Raw genomic sequence first — 18,289 nt, 5'->3', positions numbered from 1 at the left:
GGAGGACTGAATGGTTACGGGATGCAATCTTACAACGGCGCGCCGCAGAGGTGCCGCATTCATGGCTTTGACGGTATTGGGGTTTGGGGCAGTTCAGGCTGCCGACCTTCCCCAGGCTGATCATATCTATACTAATGGTACGGTATATACCGTGGAGGCTGAGCAGCCCTGGGCCGAGGCCGTGGCAATCAAAGGGGATGAAATTGTCTTCGTGGGGTCTTCGGTCGAAGCGGCGAAATATGCCGGCCCCAGGACAGAAACTCATGACCTGAAACAAGGGTTTATGATGCCGGGCTTTATTGATACCCATGCCCACCCGATTATGGGCGGGGCGTATGCAAGGGCGCTGTCGCTTGACACTTTCGCCGGACCAGAAGAGTGGATCAAGGGGATCGGGGAGTATGCGGGGGGCAACCCGGATCTGCCGCTGATTTTTGGTTATGGCTTTCTGGCATCGGCTTTCGGTGAGGCGGGCCCGACAAGTGAAATGCTGGATACAGTGGTTTCAGACCGCCCTGTCTTTATCATGGATGAAGGGTTTCACAGCGGTTGGGGAAATTCAAAGGCGCTTGAAAGTCTGGGAATTACCAGAGATACGGCGGACCCCACCCCCGGGTTTAACTATTACAAGCGTGATTCAGACGGCAATCCTACGGGCTGGTTTCTGGAAGGCACGGCGAGCCTTGCCATGGAACATCTGAATGTATTTAATGAAGCGGCCATCGCTGATGGCACCGATCTGGTGTTCGACATCATGAATGGCTATGGTATTACGGCGGTCTTTGATGCCGGGGCCCTGGATGTGGCTACCATGGCGCTTGGGGTGCTTCAGCGTCTGGATGCAGCAGGAGAATTTACCGTACGTCTGGTGGGGTCCCATATGGTTGCGGCACCGGACCAAATGGATGGCGCTCTGGACTTGGTGGAAAATCTTGCGGCGACAACCAAGTCCGATAGATACCATATCCGCATTCTTAAAATTATGGATGACGGCACGATCGAAGGTCGCACCGCCGGCATGTTCGTCGATTATCAGGGGGAACCGGGTAATAAAGGCGCAACCGTTTTTACCCAGGCACAGTTGGACAGCATGGTGATTGACGCGGCAGGACGTCAGATCGATGTGCATATTCATGCTTTGGGGGAGCGGGCAATCCATGAAGTCCTGAACGCCATCGAAGCGGCGCGCACAGCCCACAGCGACAGTACAAGTCGCTATACCATTTGCCATATTCAGGTGATGACGGATGCTGCTGTCAAGCGTTTCGCGGAACTGGATGTGATCGCCCAGAGCACGCCATTGTGGACCAGTTATGATACAGAAGGCAGAAAGTTCGTTAATGCGGATCAATTCAGTCGCTATTTCCGCTACAACAGCCTGAAGAAAGCCGGCGTTCGCCTGACTTTTGGGAGTGATTTTCCAGCTTCCGGTGCCGGAACACTCGGTATGTCGCCACTGTTCAATATGGAGGTTGGTCTTACCCGCCAGCAGGCAGGTCAACCAGACGCGCCGGTTCAGCCGTCAGTGGAGGAGCGTCTTGATATGGAGAGCTTGATCCGGGGGTATACCGCAGATGCGGCCTATCAACTTCATATGGAAGATGAAATCGGATCGCTGAAAGTGGGTAAAAAAGCGGATATGATTATTCTGGATCACAACCCCTTTGCCACACAAAACGACGAGATCCATAAAATTCAGGTGAAAATGACCATGATGGGCGGGCGTGTGGTATACCAAAAGTAATATTTTATTTTTGTGATCACAATATATAATAGGAGAGAATTATGTGCTGTTAAAGGGTGGTAATAGGCAAGTTTTATATTTATTATTTGTGATCACAAAATTCTGGCCTTTTCAGGAATAATCAGGCATAGTGTTTCAGGTTAACAGCGGCGTATAATGTGCCCCACACAGATGTGGGAAAAAATCCAAGGTGTTTTATGATTAATGATACTCAAGAAGCCAAAATCACGGAAGTTGAACAATGGCTGGTTCAAAATAAAATTGTCGATGTGGAAATTATGGTCAGTGACTTTGCCGGCATCAGTCGTGGCAAGCTTACCCCGCGCGGCAAGTTTATCGAAGGCCTGAAAAGCGGGGGGCACCGGATTCCGGATTCACTGTTTGCGCTGACCATTAACTGCGATTTTGTGGGTAATGATTTTATCACCGATCTGGAAGAAGATCTGTTTCTGGTGCCGGATATGGATACTTTACGCCTGGTGCCCTGGCAGAAAAAACCGACAGCCTGTGTGATCTGTGATGTGGTCAGAGAGACGGGAGAGGATGCGCATGCGTCACCCCGTCAAGTACTGCGGAAGGTATTGTCCCTATATGAAGCCAGGGGCTGGAAGCCTGTCGTTGCGCCAGAGTTCGAGTTCTTTCTTCTGGCGCGTCAGGAAAATGTCGAAAGTGCGCCGTTGCCGCCGCGGGGGCGGTCCGGTAAGTTGTCCGCGGACAAAGGGGTGCTGTCTATTGATGCGTTGGATGAATTCAGCGATCTGTTCGACGATGTTTATGAATATTGCGACATCATGAATATTCAGATTGATACCCTGACCCATGAAGCGGGGCCGGCCCAGTTTGAAATCAATGTCTATCACGGCGACCCTTTGAGTGTTGCGGACCAGTCTTTTTATTTTAAACGCCTGATGAAACAGGTGGCCATACGTCACGGCATGTTCGCCAGTTTTATGGCGCAGCCCTATGCCGATGAGTATGGCAGCGCCATGCATATTCACCAGAGCATCGTTGATGTGCAAACCGGTGAGAATGTCTTTGCAGACAAGGACGGCAAGGATACGCCTCTGTTTATGTCCCATATCGGCGGATTGCAGAAATATATCCCGCCATTAATGCCGTTGCTCGCGCCTTATTCCAACAGCTACCTTCGTATTGGCAGCGGGATGAGTTCTCCGGCCAACTTGCATTGGGGCAGGGAAAATAGGTCGGTTGGGCTTCGGGTGCCGTCCGGGGGGCGTGCCGCCCGGCGGATTGAAAATCGTATTGCCGGCGCCGATGTCAATCCATATCTGGCGATCGCCGCATCCCTTTTGGCCGGGTATCTCGGCATGAAAGAAGGATTGAGTGCCACAGAAGCTTTGACAATTCCGGCCTATGACCTGGACAGTAACAGTCTGCCGGATCATTTCCTGTCCAGCTTGTCTCAGCTTGATGAGTCCGAGGTGCTGAGGGAAATTTTGAATGATGAATTTGTGACGACTTATGTCGATGTAAAGACAGAAGAATATTCAGCCAATGCCAGGGTTTTGTCCTCTTGGGAAATCCGTTATTTGCTGATGAATGTCTAGCCGGGAAACATCCCCTGCAGATGTGATGATGGTATTTAAAATGCTCCCCCGATGAGGGCGGCAGGTCCGTCATGGTCGGTGCTTTTCGCTACCGGGCATGCGGTAAAACAAGAATGGAGTTTCAAAAATGACAACAGTTGACTATTGGACCGAAAAGGCCGGAGTGCTGTCAATCCGCAACCAGGCGTTTATCAATGGCCGTTTTGTGGATGCGCTATCGGAAAAAACATTCGACAATATCAATCCGGCCACGGCGCAAAGTTTGGGGCCGGTCGCCGAATGCGACACCGCAGATGTGGATGTTGCGGTGAAGGCAGCACGCACGGTTTTTGAAACGGGTCAATGGTCGCGCATGCACCCGGCCCAGAGGGGTAAACGCCTGATGCGGCTCGGGGCGTTGATCCTGGAACACAAAGAGGAACTGGCGCTGCTGGAGAGCCTGGATATGGGCAAGCCGATATCGGACGCTCTGGCGATTGATATTCCGGGGTGCGCGCGTTGCATTCATTGGTACGGCGAGGCGGCAGACAAGTTGATGGATGAAATCGCCCCGACAGCGCATGATGCATTAGCTATGGTGACCCGAGAAGCGCTCGGGGTTATTGGCGTGGTGGTGCCGTGGAACTTCCCACTGCTGATGGCCTGTTGGAAAATTGGTCCGGCGCTTGCGGCGGGCAACAGCATTGTCTTGAAGCCTGCGGAACAGTCGCCTTTATCGATCCTGAAATTGGCGGAACTGGCGACAGAGGCGGGCATTCCCGATGGGGTTCTGAATGTGCTGCCAGGTTTTGGCGAGACTGCGGGGCAGGCGTTGGGTCTGCATATGGACGTGGATATGATCGCTTTCACCGGGTCGACCCAAGTGGGAAAATATTTCATGCAATACAGCGGTCAGTCAAACCTGAAACGGGTGTCGCTGGAATGTGGGGGGAAATCGCCGCATATCGTGATGAAAGACTGTCCGGACCTTGACAAAGCAGCGGAAGCGGCGGCCAGTGCAATCTTTTTCAATCAGGGCGAGGTCTGTACGGCGGGCTCCCGTCTGCTGGTTGACCGGGCAATCAAGGATGACTTTATGGAACGCCTAATGGTCGCCAGTACGAGTCATATTGTCGGGGATCCTCTTGATCCGGCAACGACGCTTGGGGCGCTGGTGGAAAAAGGCCATATGGAACGGGTTTTAGGCTTTATTGACAGCGCCAAAACCGAAGGGGCGGAATTGAAACTGGGGGGCTGTCGCAGCGCCGGACGTGACGGTTATTTCATCGATCCGACCATCTTTGACGGTGTGACGTCAGATATGACCATTGCCCGGGAAGAAATCTTCGGGCCGGTGTTGTCGGTCTTGAGTTTTGATGGCGAGGAAGAGGCCGTCAAACTTGCCAATGATACCATTTATGGTCTAGCTGCCGGGATCTGGTCGCGGGATATTTCCCAGGCCCATCGTATGGCGCGGGCGGTGCGCGCCGGTACAGTCTGGGTCAACTGCTGGGATCCGACAGGTGATATGACCATTCCCTTCGGTGGTTTCAAGCAGTCCGGATTTGGCCGCGACAAATCCTTGCACGCCATGGAAAAATATACCGACCTTAAGACCACCTGGGTCCAGCTTTGAGTTCTGCTCAGCCTATTAGTTTTGGAGAAGTAACATGATGAATTTTAATCGCACGACCGCCCAGTGGCAGGAACTCGACCGTGACCACCATACACATCCTTTCAGTGACCCAAAGGCGCTGGGGGAAAAAGGCACGCGGGTAATCACCAAGGCGGAAGGCAGTTATATCTGGGACAGCGACGACAATAAAATTCTCGACGGTATGGCCGGGCTTTGGTGTGTTAATGTGGGCTATGGCCGAACGGAGCTGATCGAGGCAGCTGACCGGCAAATGCGGCAACTGCCTTATTATAACAGCTTTTTTCAAACCAGTAACCCGCCGCAGATCGAATTGTCACGGTTGCTGTCTGAAGTCACGCCGGAAGGGTTTAACCATTTCTTCTTTGCCGGGTCGGGGTCTGAGGCCAATGACACCAATGTGCGACTGGTGCGCCACTATTGGGATATCAAAGGTCAGCCGAAAAAGAAAACCTTTATCAGCCGCCATAACGCCTATCATGGCAGCACTCTGGCTGCGACCAGTCTCGGCGGTATGGGCTACATGCATAATATGGGCGGAGAGGGTGGATCTCTGTTGCCGGGTTTCGAACATATCGGGCAGCCTTTCTGGTATCTGGAAGGCGGCGACATGACACCGGAAGAGTTCGGTCTGATGCGGGCGCAGGAACTGGAGACGAAAATTCTTGAACTTGGGGCCGACAGCGTGGCGGCCTTTATTGCGGAGCCTATCCAGGGGGCGGGCGGTGTGATTGTCCCCCCGGCCACCTATTGGCCGGAAATCCAGCGTATCTGTAAAAAATACGATATTTTACTGATCGCCGATGAAGTGATCTGCGGGTTTGGGCGTACCGGCAACTGGTTCGGTTCTGAAACCATGGGCATTAAGCCTGACCTGATCACCATGGCCAAGGGGTTGTCGTCCGGTTATCTGCCGATCGCCGCCATTGGCATGCAGGACGATTTCTTCGCGGTATTGAACGGAGGGGGTGACATCAATCATGGCTATACCTACAGCGGGCATCCGGTGGCAAGCGCCGTCGCCATCGCCAACATTCATTATATCCGCGATCACAATCTGGTGGAAAAAGTGCGCGAGGATACGGGTCCTTATCTTCATGCCGGGTTGCAGCATCTGGTGGACAGCCACCCGATCGTCGGAGAGGTGCGCGGGCGGGGATTGATGGCAGGCATTCAGTTGGTGAAAGACAAAGCCAGCCGGACCACTTTTTCCGGTGATGAAGATGCGGGAACGGTTTGTCGTGATCATTGCTTCAGCAATAATCTGATCATGAGAGGGGTCGGGCAATCAATGATCATCAGTCCGCCTCTGACCATTTCCCGGATCGAGATTGACGAATTGCTGGCAAAGGCAAAAATATGCCTTGATGCGACAGGTCGGGATTTTGGCCTGATGTAAGATAGCCGCAGGCAATCCTTACATCAGGGATCAATAGGGAGTGTATGACATGAGTGTAGTGCCGCAGGACCCGGTGGTTCGGGAAAGATTATATAACCTGTTCAAATATAGCATCTACTTGTTATTGATGTGGAATACTTATTTATTCTTCCAGCAGGACTGGGCATCCTCGTCACACACTTTCCGGCAGGGCGTTCCCTTGCCGGACATCATCGCGGCCTTCACAGACAGCATTGATACCATGAACTGGGTTATTCTACTGTTGCTGTTTGAACTGGAAACCTGGGTTTTGTCAGATGAAGTTCTGAAAAAGAAAAGCCTGAAATGGGGTCTGTTGGCTGTCAGGGGACTCTGTTACAGTCTGATTGTCTATGCCTTTTACGGCTTTTGGGCCAAAATGATGCTATTTTACGGTGTGACTTCCTTTCCGGTGGAGGATATGTGTCGTCTGGTTGACGGACAGATGGCCTTTGTCGCGGGATTGGATAATTATGTTTTACTCACGAATGAAAACTGCCGGCAGCTTAACGGGCTTAAGCTTTTTGAATTAACAACGCCTAATCTGATTGTAGATGCGGATACGCTTTCGGCGACGCGGGGACTTGCCTGGGTAGATGTTATTAATTCGGGCACCTGGCTTGGGGTTGTGGTGATCCTGGAAGTGGATGTCTGGTTTCAAACCCGGGGTTTGTTGGAAGGGATGGTGTTGAAAATCAGCAAGCTGATCAAGGCTGTCTTTTACAGCACACTGTTGGGCTGCGCCGTATATTGGGGGCTCTTGGGGGGATTTTTGGATTTCTGGGATGCTTTTCTCTGGCTTCTGGCTTTTGCGTTTATTGAAATGAACCTGTTCCAATGGCAACAGGAAACCAAAGAACAAGACGCCAAGGTGCAAAAAATGACCGTCTGAAGGGAGTATAATTCTCCCATTGTAACATCATGAGAACGCCCCCATCCTGTGTTCAGGAAGGGGGCGTTTGAGTGCGGGTGCCGCTGTAGGTGCGCTCAAGGGAGACAATTCACGTGGGGGTCGCGTCGCCTTTATAGACGCTGAAATCCATATTCTTGACCAGATCTGAATGCAGGATCACACCGAAACTTAAGGCGCCGATCAGCTGAAAGTAAATACTCCATAGAATCGGCTGCAGATGGGCCATGTCATAGGTCTTGACGGCCTCATCGGCGATAAAAAACAGACTGATCATGATGCTGGTGAAAACCATGGATTTGACGGTTATGGTGATTTCCCGACGACGGTCCTCGGCGGTCTGGTGAGGGTTGAGCTTGCGGCCATAGATGAACCACCTGCCGAAGACAAGGAAGTAGATATTGACAAAGATGGGCCCGGCAATCTTGCTGAAGAAGTCGCTAATGCCGCTTTCCGCAAAGTCGGTGATCGCGAAATCAAAGGCTATAGTCAGAAAAATAAGGCTGGCCGCCAGAATAAACCATCCGGGCGAGAGAAAATCAAACAGACGGCGGGGCTGCAGGTCCGCGGTGCGGGTCGTGCTGCTGTTCAGCTGACGCATCTTCTTGAAATTCCTGAACTCCCAAATGGACAGCAGGATCAGGGAGGAAAATTGCACGGCGGCGTAGAGGGTGACAATGGTTTCCTCGCCGTGGCCTTCCGGACGATAGCCGGTTGCCAGTCCCCAGATGAGGAGGAGTATACCGACCAGAAGAGCGGCGGTATTCAGGCCCCTGTAAAGCGTCATGTGGCCTGGGGCTTTCGTTGCGGCGTTGCCGGGGTAAAGCTTTGGATAGTCCGCAGGCGGATATTTGGCGTAAACATATTTTATGCGGCCAATGATCTTTTTGGGAAAATAATAGGACAGCAGGAAGATTTGGCTGATGAAAATCAGGTAAAATAATATGGTCAGGGTCATAACGTGTTCCTTTATGCGCGTGGCGCTGCCGGGCCTTACAGGCTTAGGGCATCCTTTTTGTATACGGTGAAATCAATTTCTTCGGGCCTGTAGCCGCGCAACATGGCGCCGGGGCCGAAGATAATAATCGCTTGGAAATAGAGACTAATGATCGCTGGCTGGAGGTAATCGAGGGCATATTGCTGAACCGCCTGATCAATGATCAGAAAGCTGCTCAGCGCGATGCTGCCGATGACAGCGGATCTGATGACGAGTTCAGTTTGCTTGAGTTTATCCTTATGTGCCAGATGGGGATCAAGCTTACGGCCCCTCAGATGCTGGACAATCATGGCGACAAAGACAAAATTAGCCATAGAAACGGCCAGAAGCATAACATAAACGCTCCTTTTCAAAGGAACAGTGAGACCGGCAACGGTCAGAAAATAGACGAGCCAGATGATGATCAGGGCTACGGCCAGAATAACCGGAACTGGCGAAATAAAGTCAAACAGATGGCGGCGCGTTAAGGAGGCGGTGCGGCGGCTACTGTTATTGCATTGGCGCATTAATTTATAATGTTTAAACGTGGTCAGCTCCGTCAGGACATGGGGGACGGCCTGTAGCACAAAGAAGGCGGCAACCAGCGCTTCCTCGCCATGGCCTTGGGGGCGGTAGCCGGTCATGAGGCCGGTCAGGATCAGGCCCAGACCTATCAGGGCAATGACGATGTTCATACCGCGGAAAAGGCGCATGCCCTGTCTGGCCTTCCGTTCTGTGTCGAACGTGTAACTTGCCGGATAAAGTTTCGGATAGTCGTTCGCGGGAAAATTTTTCAGCACATACGTGAGCCGGCTCAGCATGATCCGTGGATAACGCAGAGACAGAAGATAAATCTGGCTTAAAAAGATCAGGTAAAACAAGGCTGTGGTGATCAGGGGGTCAAATGTCATGTCTTATTCCTTACGCGGTCTTATTGTTCAGGATATTGGCGAAAGCGATGCGGATTTCTGAATCCGTCGCGCCGGCATTTCGTAATGTTGTGATGGCCTTTTCCAGGGTCGCGACCACCAGGTCATTGACATCGACCATGCTGTTGGCCCGGGCGTCCGGATGGATATAGGTGCCGCGATAGCCCTTGGTCTGGATGACACTGTCTCGTTCGAGCAATTGATAGGCCTTGGCGACGGTCTTGTTATTCATTTCCAGGTCATTGGCCAATTGCCGGATAGAGGGCAGGGGGTCTCCCGGCGCAATCGCCCCGTCCATCACCGCCTGCTTGATCTGGGTGACCAGCTGGGCATACAGCGGGACCGTATCTTCAATGTCGATCGTAATTTCCATCGTTGGTGCTCCATATGTACCATTACAATAAGGGGTACATCTATTTTAGCCAAAGCGCAAGGGATTTTTTAAAAGCCCGTTTTTTCAGCTATCCCGGCTTAGGACAGTGGGGCAATTGTGTGGGAAACCTTGATTTCCTGAATGTCTATATCAAGGGAATCGAGCAGAAAATAATAAGACAGGAAAATCAGGGTAAACAGGCTGATTACGGCAACGATTTTCAATTTGAAGGCATGTTGATGATATTTGGCGCGGTCACGATGGCGGAGGACATCCAGCATCTCGTCGCCGAAATAGATTGAGAGAAAGGTGCCGGTGCCGCTCAGCAGGATAATGCTCCAATAGGGTACTGGCGTGATCAGGATTTTCTTCAAGAGAATGGTCAAAATGGTTTTTTCATAGACACTTTGGGTGAAAAGAAGGCCGTAGGTATTCACGCTTATGGCAAGGACCCAGACGATAATTTCGCTATAGAGCATCCGGAAGCCAAAGATCAGACGAATGGGAAAATCCAGCAGGAAACCGGCATCGGCCACGGGGGTGCACAGGACAAAAAAGCTCCAGGTCAGAAGAGCCACCAATCCCCCGGTCATCAGGCCATACTCGTAACTGAGGTAGCTGAAATAGGCAATGAGCAGCCCCAGCAGCAGCAGGAATTTGATCAAAGCTTCACGGTGCGTTTCAGCTTTATGTAATTTTTCTAGGCCGAGGGGCATGAGGGTTCTCCTGATTACGGGGCGAATTGAACGTACTTTATGGGATAAAACCAAAAAGAAAAAGTACAATAAAGGTTGTAGCCGCCCATTATATTCAGGAGAGAGGAAGCTTATAAAGTAAAGGCGGCAGATCTAAACGTCTGCCGCCTTTATATTTGTTTGTATCAGGTTGTGTCTATTCTTGATCGATTGTCATGGTGCCGTCGGCGAGGGCGGCATCCTGCATGGATTTTTGCAGCTTTTCGAAGGCGCGGACCTCAATCTGGCGCACCCGTTCGCGGCTGATGTTATAGACTTTACTCAGATCTTCCAGAGTCGCCGGGCTGTCTTTCAGGCGGCGTTCGGTGAGAATATGCTGCTCACGCTCGTTCAGTCCCTGCATGGCATCGGCCATCAGGGCGCGGCGGTTGTCCAGTTCTTCATCATTGGCATAGGCGGTTTCCTGGTCAACGGCGTTTTCGTCTTCGAGCCAGTCCATCCACTCGCCTTCGGCGTCGGCGCGCATTGGCGCATTCAGGGAATGATCGGCACCGGCCATCCGGCGGTTCATCTGTACTACATCATTTTCGCTGACATCCAGTCGAGTGGCAATTTCAGAGACATGATCGGGATGAAGATCGCCATCGTCAATCGCCTGTATCTGGCCCTTGACCCGACGCAGGTTGAAGAATAATTTCTTCTGAGCCGCAGTGGTGCCAATTTTAACCAGTGACCAGGAGCGCAGTATATATTCCTGAATGGAAGCGCGAATCCACCACATGGCATAGGTGGCCAGTCGGAAACCGCGATCGGGGTCGAAGCGTTTTACCGCCTGCATCATGCCGACATTGCCTTCTGAGATCAGTTCGCCCACAGGCAACCCATAGCCACGATAGCCCATGGCGATCTTGGCCACCAGCCGCAGATGCGAGGTCACCAGCTTATGGGCGGCTTCGCTGTCTTCATGCTCGGTCCATGCTTTGGCCAGCATAAATTCTTCTTCTGGTTTCAGCATGGGGAACTTGCGGATTTCCTGCAGGTATCTTGTCAGACTGCCTTCAGGGGTAATTGCCGGGGTAATGTTCTGCGCCATAATGCTCTCCACCTTGTCTTTCATCATACTCATTGAATAAGTATAACATACTCTCGTATTTTTTTCACCTTGTCGGCCTGATTTCTAACCCAAGTCTAATTTTTTTCGAGGGCAGAAATAAGGCGTTTCATGTCATTTGGTAATTCTGCCTCAAATGTCAAGGTTTCGCCAGTGGTGGGATGTACAAATCCGATCACATAGGCGTGAAGAGCTTGTCTTTTAAAGTCAAGCAGGGCTTGCTGGGCTTCATCTGAGAAGTTTTTTGACATGATTGGCCCTGCTTTGCCATAGAAGGGGTCGCCGACCAGGGGATGGCGGATACTCGCCATATGAACCCTGACCTGATGCGTACGGCCGGTTTCAAGTCGGCATTCCACCAGACTCAGGCTCGGGGCCAGTTTCTGGATGGCGTCGCCGCGTTCAAACGTTTTGCGTTTAGGCTCCAGCCGGCGCAAGACACGATAATGGGTGATGGCGTCGCGCCCGCGCTTGCTTTCATAAGGCACCACAGACATTTTCAGGCGATTGCGCGGATCACGGCCAATTTTTTTGTGGATTTCAGCCGCCGCCGGGTTGGGAACGCCCCAGACGACGGCCTGATAGGCGCGTTCCAGACTGTGTTTGGCGAATTGTTTGGCGAGCTTGGCATGGGCGCGGTCAGTCTTCGCCGCCACCATCAGGCCGCTGGTGTCCTTGTCGATACGGTGGACGATACCCGGACGCTTGACACCATTGATGCCCGACAGGCTGTCGCCACAATGATAGATCAGGGCGTTGACCAGGGTGCCGTCCGGATTACCGGGGGCGGGGTGAACCACCATGCCAGCCGCTTTATTGATTACGATCAGCTGGTCGTCTTCATACACCACGTCCAGCGGGATGTCCTGACCAACGGGCACGGGCTCTGTTGTATCGGGTAAAGTGAAAAAAAACTGATCTCCGCGTTTGACCCGATATGATGGGTCGTTTATTGTCGCGGGCGTAGAGGGAGACGCCGCCGGGGCGAGCTGTACCTCACCTTCAGTGACCAGATTTTTCAGACGCGAGCGGCTGATGTCCGGCACAGATTGGGAGAGGAATTTATCCAGCCGCAGACCTTCGGTCTCGCTGTCTACCGTAACGTCAGTGGCTGTTGTATCCGCCGCTGTTTCATCACTTATAATGGAATTATCTATTGTCATGACAGAAGAACTGCCAAAAACCAGCGGATTTCTCAAGTTTATTGTGATCTTTATGGGGATTTTAATTGTTGTGGGCCTGGCTGTAGTGGTTTGGAAAGTCATGGATCTGGCTAAAAAGAAGGCCGCACGGGAGAAATTGGAGGCGGCGCAGAAAGAACGCCTCCTTACGGCAAAGGAGCGCGGCGCCCTGCCTGCGGAGCCTTTCTCCTTTGATCTTAACTTGGAGTCGGGGGAGGAAATCCTGGAAAGTTCTTCTGCTGCGGCGGGGCTGTGGGTGCGGATTGGCCGCGACGGGGTCACACAACGGATCATCCTGGTGGATTACTCTGGTAAGGTGATCGGCAGCATTCAGGTGAAACATAATGATGCAGCTCATTCTCTCTGATAAATTAATGACTCAAATCTGTCACCATGTGGCGGCGGACTATCCCCGGGAAGCATGCGGGCTTCTGATCGGGTTGCGGGATGGCGGGGACGAGGGTCAGGTGACCGGTGTGGTGCCGTCTCCCAATATGGCGGCGGATCCTCATGTTTCTTTTGAGATTGATCCGGCGTTGATTTTGAAATACCACAAGCAACTGCGGGATAAGGATGATATTATTCTCGGCCATTACCACAGTCATCCAGAGGGATTGGCGCGGCCTTCCGACCGGGATCGGCAGCAGAATTATGATCCGGCCATGGTCTGGGTGATTGTTCAGGTTTCAAAGGGTCATATAGGCGGGGTCAAGGCGTTTCTGGCCCCGGAAACACAGGCGGACTTTGATGTCGTGCCGATCGTATTGTTTTAAGAATTCTGGCGCCGACAAGGCAAGATTTTACCTGAAACACAAGGTCTGAAAGAATGGATATCACTCTTGCCAAAACATTTCTCGCCATTATTGATGCGGGCAACTTCAGAGAAGCCGCTACCCGGCTGAATGTGACGCAATCGACCATCAGCGCCCGGGTGAAATCTCTTGAAGATCAATTGGGTAGGTCCTTGTTTGTACGCAACAAATCTGGGGCAAGTCTCACGCAGGCTGGGGAAAATTTTCAGGAATACGCCCTCAGTTTTATTCAGCTTTGGGAACGGGCATTGCATAAGATGTCGACAGAGGACAGCTATCAGGACCATGTCTGTATCGGGGCGCGTCCGGCATTGTGGGAACCTATCATAATGAAGTGGTTGCCCTGGGCGCGGACAACTTTTCCCGATGTCGCTTATCGGGTAGAATTCGGCATCGCAGAAGATCTGAACCGCAAGCTTGCAGAAGGCATTATAGATATGGCGATTATTCTGTCCGCCCCGACACTTCCAGGGGTGCTCGTTGAAAAACTATATCAGGAAAACTTCCTGTTGGTGGCCAGGACGGGAGACGCCGCTGCCGCCGGCCATTTCACCACATTCAAGGGGGAGAATTACATTGATGTGGAATGGGGTAAGGAATTCAGAGAAGCGAAAAGACATTATTTTCCCGAAAGCCTCGTACCGCAGCTTTCCTTCAGTGTCGGGATCTATGGTGTTAAATATATTCTTGAGCATGGGGGCTATGGCTATTTCCCTCAGTCCATGGTGGCGGAATATATTGAGTCTGGCGAAATGTCGACGATTGAAGACGCCCCGACCATCTCGCAACCGGTCTATCTTGCCTCCTGCAAGGATGTGCATAATAATTTGATCACCCCTCTTTTGGAAGGATTCCGCGCCATTGGCAAAACCTTGTGAGTAAAAGCCCTGCAGAAGGAAAGTGTTACAGTTTTTTTCCTATCCTTAGAATGAATGCAAAAAAATCGAATTTATTTTCAAATAATTTTCGTTAGACAGAATTAAATTTTGGCGCTAGGTTGCCTGTCCTTATCAAGGAACAGGTGTAAACATGTTACGGTCAATGATTGAAGAATTACGAGAAGAGGGTCTTAAATTTTCCGTTCGGGAAATTGAAAAAGGCACTTTTCTAATGGCTGCGGCTGCCGTGGCGCTTTTTATTCTGGCTTTTGTGACCTTTGAAGGCGAATATTTATCCGGATACGGTATTGAACGTCTTCTGGAATATGCGGGTTTTCTCAAGCCGAACTGGATGGCGGATCACTATGATGTTTTCCTGCATGATATCCAGATGCTGTTTATTGTCACCTTTCTGACAGAGGTGTTTTTACTGATTTCCTGGTATATTAAAGGGTGGGAGCTGTGACAGGCGTTTCATCTTCCTGGTTGACCGGGAAGGATAGAACAGCCCTGGAGAGCCGGTCCAAGCCACAAGAAATGTCCGTGATCCTTTTGATCATTGGTTTGTTTCTGGTTATTTTGGGGCTGGGCATGATGGTTCCTGCGATCATTGATGCGGTGGCCCATAATGACGACTGGGAGATATTTGCCATTTGCGGGGCATTTGTGACCTTTATCGGTGGTCTTCTCTTTTTGTCAAACAGGGGCGATCATGGTGAAATTTCCATACGCCAGGGTTTTTTAATTACAGTATTGACCTGGGTTGCCATTCCGTTGTTTGGGGCGCTGCCCTTTGTTTATTCTGATCTTGACTTAAGCTACACTAATGCGTTTTTTGAGGCCATGTCAGGGGTAACCACCACGGGGTCAACAGTGATATCCGGGCTGGACGGTCTGCCGCCGGGCATTCTGTTATGGCGCAGCCTGCTGCAATGGTTCGGTGGTGTAGGTATTATTGTGATGGGGGTCGCGATCATGCCAATGCTGAAAGTGGGCGGTATGCAGCTTTTCAAGGTTGAGGCTTTCGATGTCAGCGAAAATTTCATTCCCCGCTCGGCAAAACTCGCAGCCTCTCTTTCCTTTTTGTATACTGGATTGACGCTGGTTTGTGCTCTGGCGCTGTGGCTGGCGGGGATGACCCCGTTCGAGGCGGCGTGTCATGCCTTTACCACCTTGTCCACCGGCGGGTTTTCGACATCGGATGCTTCTGTCGGGCATTTTGACAGTGCGATGATCGACTATGTCATATCCTTTTTCATGATTATGGGCAGTCTGCCGTTTATCTTATATCTGAAGGTATTGAAAGGCCGTCCTCTGAGTTTGCTTGCCGACACCCAGGTGCGTGGATTTTTCTGGACGCTCGGGGGCGTTATTGCTTTTTTGACGCTATGGTTATGGGGCGGCGGCCGTTTTGGTTTTGCCGATGCGTTGAGATACACAACTTTCAATGTGATCTCCGTGATTACCGGCACCGGATATGCCTCAACTGATTATACGGTATGGGGGATGCTGTCTGTTGTGGTGTTTTTCTTTATTATGTTCATTGGCGGCTGTGCCGGATCTACATCCTGCGGTATTAAAATTTTCCGCTTTCAGATTATGTTTCTGGCTCTGCGCTCTGAAATCAGGCGCTTGTTCTGGCCACATGCCATTACAGTGGTCAAATATAATAACAGGTCAGTCAATAACAACGCCGTTGGCTCTGTGTTTGCGTTTGTCTTTTTATATCTGATTTGCGTCATGCTGCTGACGGGGGCATTGACCTTTACCGGGCTTGATTTTACCACCGCGCTTTCCGGGGCGGGAACCGCGTTGTCAAATGTGGGCCCGGGCGTCGGCCGGATAATCGGACCGGCGGGGAATTTTTCCGACCTGACGGACACGGCAAAATGGTTACTCAGTTTTGCCATGCTGCTGGGTCGGTTGGAACTATTTGCCGTATTGGTGCTGTTCTCGCCAAAATTCTGGCAGACATGACGGGGCCACCTCAATGAAATTGAGGCGATGGGGATAAGTCAGTCAAGGCATGAAGAAGTGAGGGGAAGTTTATGCTTCCTCGTCATCATTTTCCCGGCGGCCGGTGGGTGCGCCTTCGACGGGCAGAGACAGTTTGACCAGCCCTTTCATCTTGTTGGGATCAATTGGCACACCGCGGCGCAGAATGCTGATCCGTCCTTGGCGGGCAAGATTCTTGGCCTGCTGCTTTACAGCGATCAGATATTTACGCCAAGCGTCTTTCGGGCTGTTTTCTTTAGCCCGGTCGTCGGCGATTTCTATGGCGATGTCCCGCGGATGCACAGACGCACCTCGTTCAACAGCGTTCATAATATAGAGGATCACAGGGTCCTCTTCTTTTTCGATTTCATCGTTATCTTGTTTCATAAGCCGCATCTAGCATGAAAAACACAGGTCCGCCACATAAAAACTTTAAAAAACAGGCAAACTGCATATATAAAGGGAAATGTGATCAGTCTGGGTCAAAAAATGCGTCATAAATAGTCGGGATAGGGAATGCCAGTGATATATATTTTATGGGGGGGACTGATCGGGATATTGGTCGCGGCGCCGCTGGGCCCGGTTAATCTTATCTGCATTCGTCGTACACTTGCCTATAGCAAGCGCAATGGCTTTACCGTCGGGATGGGGGCGGCGGTCGCCGATACCATTTTTGGCGCGGTGGCGGCGTTCGGTCTTTCGTCGGTCATGGGTTGGGTTGACCGCATCAATGGCTGGTTCGAAATCATCGGCGGTATTATCCTGATTTTGGTCAGTATCAATCTCTGGACCAAGCACCCGCACTTGAGCGATGTGAAAGATACGGTGCGTGATCGGATAAAGGGCGCTGTTACCGCCTTTACCCTGACGATCATGAACCCGATGACCATTCTTGGTTTTGTGGCTCTGTTTGTGGCGCTTGGCTTGAAAGACATGACGTCGGCGCAGGCGGTGGCGCTGATCGTCGGCATTTTTTTAGGCTCAGGCTTTTGGTGGTTCACCATCACACGGTGCGCCGGTTACATGAAGGGGCGTCTGTCTGATGACCATTTGCTGAAAATCAATCGGGTTTCGGCGCTGATCGTTGCATTGTGCGGGATTTGGGCCCTGGGCAAAAATCTGGTCTGACCGTACTGACCTCTATTTTATCTTATAGATTTATATAGGCGGCTTTGCCGTTGGCGATGAAGAAGCCATTGCGGAAATCCGGCTTGTGATAGCGAAAATCTGTTCCGTCGGGATTGCGGACATCTCCTCCGGCAGCGCGGAGTACAGCATGACCGGCGCCTGTGTCCCATTCCATGGTTGGGCCGAAGCGCGGATAGATGTCGGCTTCTCCCGCTGCGACCAGACAGAATTTCAGGGAACTTCCCGTAGACACGATATGTGTAATGTGATTTTTGGCGAGGAAGGCATTTGTCTGGGCGTCGCGATGGGATTTACTGGCGACAGCAACGATGCCTGTCGGGGGGACGTCCCGGACCATGAGCGGTGTTTCCTGTCCGATTACTTTCTCGTCCATGACATCCATCTGTACCGCAGTTTGCGGGTCTTTGGCGACAAACATACGGCCCAGAGCCGGGGCGTAGACAATACCAAAGGTAGGGAGGCCGTTTTCAATCAGCGCGATGTTAACCGTGAAATCAGTGCCTTTCTTTATGAATTCCTTTGTGCCGTCCAGGGGGTCCACCAGCCAGAATTTATCTTCGACATCCGGGGTGTTGCCGGCATTGGCCTGTTCCTCGGCAATAACGGGGATGGCTGGGGTCAGGGCAGCCAATGTTTTCAGGATGATTTTTTCCGCGGCTTCGTCGGCTTCTGTGACGGGGGACTTGTCTTCTTTATAGTTAACGTTAATTTCCCGGGCATAAATTTCCATGATCTTCCGGCCCGCTTCCAGGGTTGTTTCATAAAGGCCGTCGGCGAGTTCCTGGTAGGTAAGGCTCTGGTCTGTCATGTATATTTTCCATCAGGTAAAGGATGTTAACCATTGTGGCTATTGTATTTTACATCTTGCTATTATATGCTCGCACGGGAAAATATCATGCTTACCTGGTGAAGTGAAAC

19 protein-coding genes are annotated in these 18,289 nt (G+C 51.5%); 11 read left to right on the top strand and 8 right to left on the bottom strand.

Features of this window, described 5'->3' with window-relative positions; all coding sequences use genetic code 11:
* Nucleotides 1-61 precede the first annotated feature (61 nt).
* The 5 genes from FIV45_RS11455 (at nt 62) to FIV45_RS11435 (ending at nt 7,254) form a co-directional block, all read left to right on the top strand.
* Nucleotides 62-1,744, top strand: coding sequence for an amidohydrolase (locus FIV45_RS11455; RefSeq protein WP_165776965.1), 1,683 nt, complete (start codon nt 62-64; stop codon nt 1,742-1,744).
* A gap of 197 nt (nt 1,745-1,941) precedes the next feature.
* Nucleotides 1,942-3,312, top strand: a complete 1,371-nt coding sequence (locus FIV45_RS11450) for a glutamine synthetase family protein (RefSeq protein WP_099472111.1) — start codon at nt 1,942-1,944, stop codon at nt 3,310-3,312.
* Nucleotides 3,313-3,439: 127 nt separating this feature from the next.
* Nucleotides 3,440-4,927: an aldehyde dehydrogenase gene (locus tag FIV45_RS11445; RefSeq protein WP_099472112.1), complete on the top strand. Its 1,488-nt coding sequence runs from the start codon at nt 3,440-3,442 to the stop codon at nt 4,925-4,927.
* Between the two features lie 34 nt (nt 4,928-4,961).
* Complete coding sequence (locus FIV45_RS11440) at nt 4,962-6,344, top strand: aspartate aminotransferase family protein (protein ID WP_099472113.1); 1,383 nt, start codon at nt 4,962-4,964, stop codon at nt 6,342-6,344.
* A gap of 49 nt (nt 6,345-6,393) precedes the next feature.
* Nucleotides 6,394-7,254, top strand: a complete 861-nt coding sequence (locus tag FIV45_RS11435; RefSeq protein ID WP_099472114.1) for a hypothetical protein — start codon at nt 6,394-6,396, stop codon at nt 7,252-7,254.
* A 109-nt stretch (nt 7,255-7,363) separates the two neighbouring features.
* On the opposite strand, the gene FIV45_RS11430 is transcribed toward FIV45_RS11435, so the two are convergent.
* The 6 genes from FIV45_RS11430 to FIV45_RS11405 form a co-directional block, all read right to left on the bottom strand.
* Nucleotides 7,364-8,230 (bottom strand): hypothetical protein, encoded by an 867-nt coding sequence (locus FIV45_RS11430; protein ID WP_099472115.1) that lies wholly within the window; start codon nt 8,228-8,230, stop codon nt 7,364-7,366.
* Between the two features lie 35 nt (nt 8,231-8,265).
* Nucleotides 8,266-9,159 carry a hypothetical protein gene (locus FIV45_RS11425; RefSeq protein ID WP_099472116.1) on the bottom strand — a complete coding sequence of 298 codons (894 nt, stop codon included), beginning with the start codon at nt 9,157-9,159 and terminating at the stop codon, nt 8,266-8,268.
* 10 nt (nt 9,160-9,169) lie between these two features.
* On the bottom strand, nt 9,170-9,550 hold the full coding sequence (locus FIV45_RS11420) for a GntR family transcriptional regulator (protein WP_099472117.1): 381 nt from the start codon (nt 9,548-9,550) through the stop codon (nt 9,170-9,172).
* A 98-nt stretch (nt 9,551-9,648) separates the two neighbouring features.
* Nucleotides 9,649-10,266 (bottom strand): hypothetical protein, encoded by a 618-nt coding sequence (locus tag FIV45_RS11415; RefSeq protein ID WP_099472118.1) that lies wholly within the window; start codon nt 10,264-10,266, stop codon nt 9,649-9,651.
* Between the two features lie 175 nt (nt 10,267-10,441).
* On the bottom strand, nt 10,442-11,338 hold the full coding sequence (gene rpoH, locus FIV45_RS11410; RefSeq protein WP_099472315.1) for an RNA polymerase sigma factor RpoH: 897 nt from the start codon (nt 11,336-11,338) through the stop codon (nt 10,442-10,444).
* 95 nt (nt 11,339-11,433) lie between these two features.
* Nucleotides 11,434-12,519, bottom strand: coding sequence for an RluA family pseudouridine synthase (locus FIV45_RS11405; RefSeq protein WP_099472119.1), 1,086 nt, complete (start codon nt 12,517-12,519; stop codon nt 11,434-11,436).
* On the opposite strand from FIV45_RS11405, the gene FIV45_RS11400 reads away from it, so the two are divergent.
* From FIV45_RS11400 to FIV45_RS11380, 5 genes are all read left to right on the top strand, one after another.
* Nucleotides 12,518-12,904, top strand: a complete 387-nt coding sequence (locus tag FIV45_RS11400; protein ID WP_099472120.1) for a hypothetical protein — start codon at nt 12,518-12,520, stop codon at nt 12,902-12,904. The two genes, FIV45_RS11405 and FIV45_RS11400, sit on opposite strands and share 2 nt — an antisense overlap.
* Nucleotides 12,882-13,310: a M67 family metallopeptidase gene (locus FIV45_RS11395; protein ID WP_099472121.1), complete on the top strand. Its 429-nt coding sequence runs from the start codon at nt 12,882-12,884 to the stop codon at nt 13,308-13,310. Before FIV45_RS11400 ends, FIV45_RS11395 begins: the two co-directional genes overlap by 23 nt.
* Nucleotides 13,311-13,363: 53 nt before the next feature.
* Complete coding sequence (locus tag FIV45_RS11390; RefSeq protein ID WP_099472122.1) at nt 13,364-14,227, top strand: LysR family transcriptional regulator; 864 nt, start codon at nt 13,364-13,366, stop codon at nt 14,225-14,227.
* 151 nt (nt 14,228-14,378) lie between these two features.
* Complete coding sequence (locus tag FIV45_RS11385; protein ID WP_133118548.1) at nt 14,379-14,693, top strand: hypothetical protein; 315 nt, start codon at nt 14,379-14,381, stop codon at nt 14,691-14,693.
* Nucleotides 14,690-16,204 (top strand): TrkH family potassium uptake protein, encoded by a 1,515-nt coding sequence (locus tag FIV45_RS11380; RefSeq protein WP_204602124.1) that lies wholly within the window; start codon nt 14,690-14,692, stop codon nt 16,202-16,204. Before FIV45_RS11385 ends, FIV45_RS11380 begins: the two co-directional genes overlap by 4 nt.
* 69 nt (nt 16,205-16,273) lie before the next feature.
* On the opposite strand, the gene FIV45_RS11375 is transcribed toward FIV45_RS11380, so the two are convergent.
* On the bottom strand, nt 16,274-16,609 hold the full coding sequence (locus tag FIV45_RS11375; RefSeq protein WP_165776966.1) for a DUF3253 domain-containing protein: 336 nt from the start codon (nt 16,607-16,609) through the stop codon (nt 16,274-16,276).
* A gap of 129 nt (nt 16,610-16,738) precedes the next feature.
* Here FIV45_RS11375 and FIV45_RS11370 point away from each other — a divergent pair, with 129 nt between their 5' ends.
* Nucleotides 16,739-17,350, top strand: a complete 612-nt coding sequence (locus FIV45_RS11370) for a LysE family translocator (protein WP_099472125.1) — start codon at nt 16,739-16,741, stop codon at nt 17,348-17,350.
* A gap of 22 nt (nt 17,351-17,372) precedes the next feature.
* Here the strand turns inward: FIV45_RS11370 and cysQ are convergent, their stop codons facing one another.
* Complete coding sequence (gene cysQ / locus FIV45_RS11365) at nt 17,373-18,179, bottom strand: 3'(2'),5'-bisphosphate nucleotidase CysQ (RefSeq protein ID WP_099472126.1); 807 nt, start codon at nt 18,177-18,179, stop codon at nt 17,373-17,375.
* Between the last annotated feature and the right edge of the window lie 110 nt (nt 18,180-18,289).

Source organism: Paremcibacter congregatus (assembly GCF_006385135.1).
GTDB classification, from domain to species: domain Bacteria; phylum Pseudomonadota; class Alphaproteobacteria; order Sphingomonadales; family Emcibacteraceae; genus Paremcibacter; species Paremcibacter congregatus.
Note: the sequence above shows the minus strand (reverse complement) of the source record. Positions and strands in the feature narration are given on the sequence as shown.

What these genes read in the sequence shown, in the direction of transcription:
- FIV45_RS11455 (WP_165776965.1), top strand. Translation starts at nt 62, where the DNA reads ATGGCTTTGACGGTATTGGGGTTTGGGGCAGTTCAGGCTGCCGACCTT.
- FIV45_RS11450 (WP_099472111.1), top strand. Translation starts at nt 1,942, where the DNA reads ATGATTAATGATACTCAAGAAGCCAAAATCACGGAAGTTGAACAATGG.
- FIV45_RS11445 (WP_099472112.1), top strand. Translation starts at nt 3,440, where the DNA reads ATGACAACAGTTGACTATTGGACCGAAAAGGCCGGAGTGCTGTCAATC.
- FIV45_RS11440 (WP_099472113.1), top strand. Translation starts at nt 4,962, where the DNA reads ATGATGAATTTTAATCGCACGACCGCCCAGTGGCAGGAACTCGACCGT.
- FIV45_RS11435 (WP_099472114.1), top strand. Translation starts at nt 6,394, where the DNA reads ATGAGTGTAGTGCCGCAGGACCCGGTGGTTCGGGAAAGATTATATAAC.
- FIV45_RS11430 (WP_099472115.1), bottom strand. Translation starts at nt 8,230, where the DNA reads ATGACCCTGACCATATTATTTTACCTGATTTTCATCAGCCAAATCTTC.
- FIV45_RS11425 (WP_099472116.1), bottom strand. Translation starts at nt 9,159, where the DNA reads ATGACATTTGACCCCCTGATCACCACAGCCTTGTTTTACCTGATCTTT.
- FIV45_RS11420 (WP_099472117.1), bottom strand. Translation starts at nt 9,550, where the DNA reads ATGGAAATTACGATCGACATTGAAGATACGGTCCCGCTGTATGCCCAG.
- FIV45_RS11415 (WP_099472118.1), bottom strand. Translation starts at nt 10,266, where the DNA reads ATGCCCCTCGGCCTAGAAAAATTACATAAAGCTGAAACGCACCGTGAA.
- rpoH (WP_099472315.1), bottom strand. Translation starts at nt 11,338, where the DNA reads ATGGCGCAGAACATTACCCCGGCAATTACCCCTGAAGGCAGTCTGACA.
- FIV45_RS11400 (WP_099472120.1), top strand. Translation starts at nt 12,518, where the DNA reads ATGACAGAAGAACTGCCAAAAACCAGCGGATTTCTCAAGTTTATTGTG.
- FIV45_RS11405 (WP_099472119.1), bottom strand. Translation starts at nt 12,519, where the DNA reads ATGACAATAGATAATTCCATTATAAGTGATGAAACAGCGGCGGATACA.
- FIV45_RS11395 (WP_099472121.1), top strand. Translation starts at nt 12,882, where the DNA reads ATGATGCAGCTCATTCTCTCTGATAAATTAATGACTCAAATCTGTCAC.
- FIV45_RS11390 (WP_099472122.1), top strand. Translation starts at nt 13,364, where the DNA reads ATGGATATCACTCTTGCCAAAACATTTCTCGCCATTATTGATGCGGGC.
- FIV45_RS11385 (WP_133118548.1), top strand. Translation starts at nt 14,379, where the DNA reads ATGTTACGGTCAATGATTGAAGAATTACGAGAAGAGGGTCTTAAATTT.
- FIV45_RS11375 (WP_165776966.1), bottom strand. Translation starts at nt 16,609, where the DNA reads ATGAAACAAGATAACGATGAAATCGAAAAAGAAGAGGACCCTGTGATC.
- FIV45_RS11370 (WP_099472125.1), top strand. Translation starts at nt 16,739, where the DNA reads ATGCCAGTGATATATATTTTATGGGGGGGACTGATCGGGATATTGGTC.
- cysQ (WP_099472126.1), bottom strand. Translation starts at nt 18,179, where the DNA reads ATGACAGACCAGAGCCTTACCTACCAGGAACTCGCCGACGGCCTTTAT.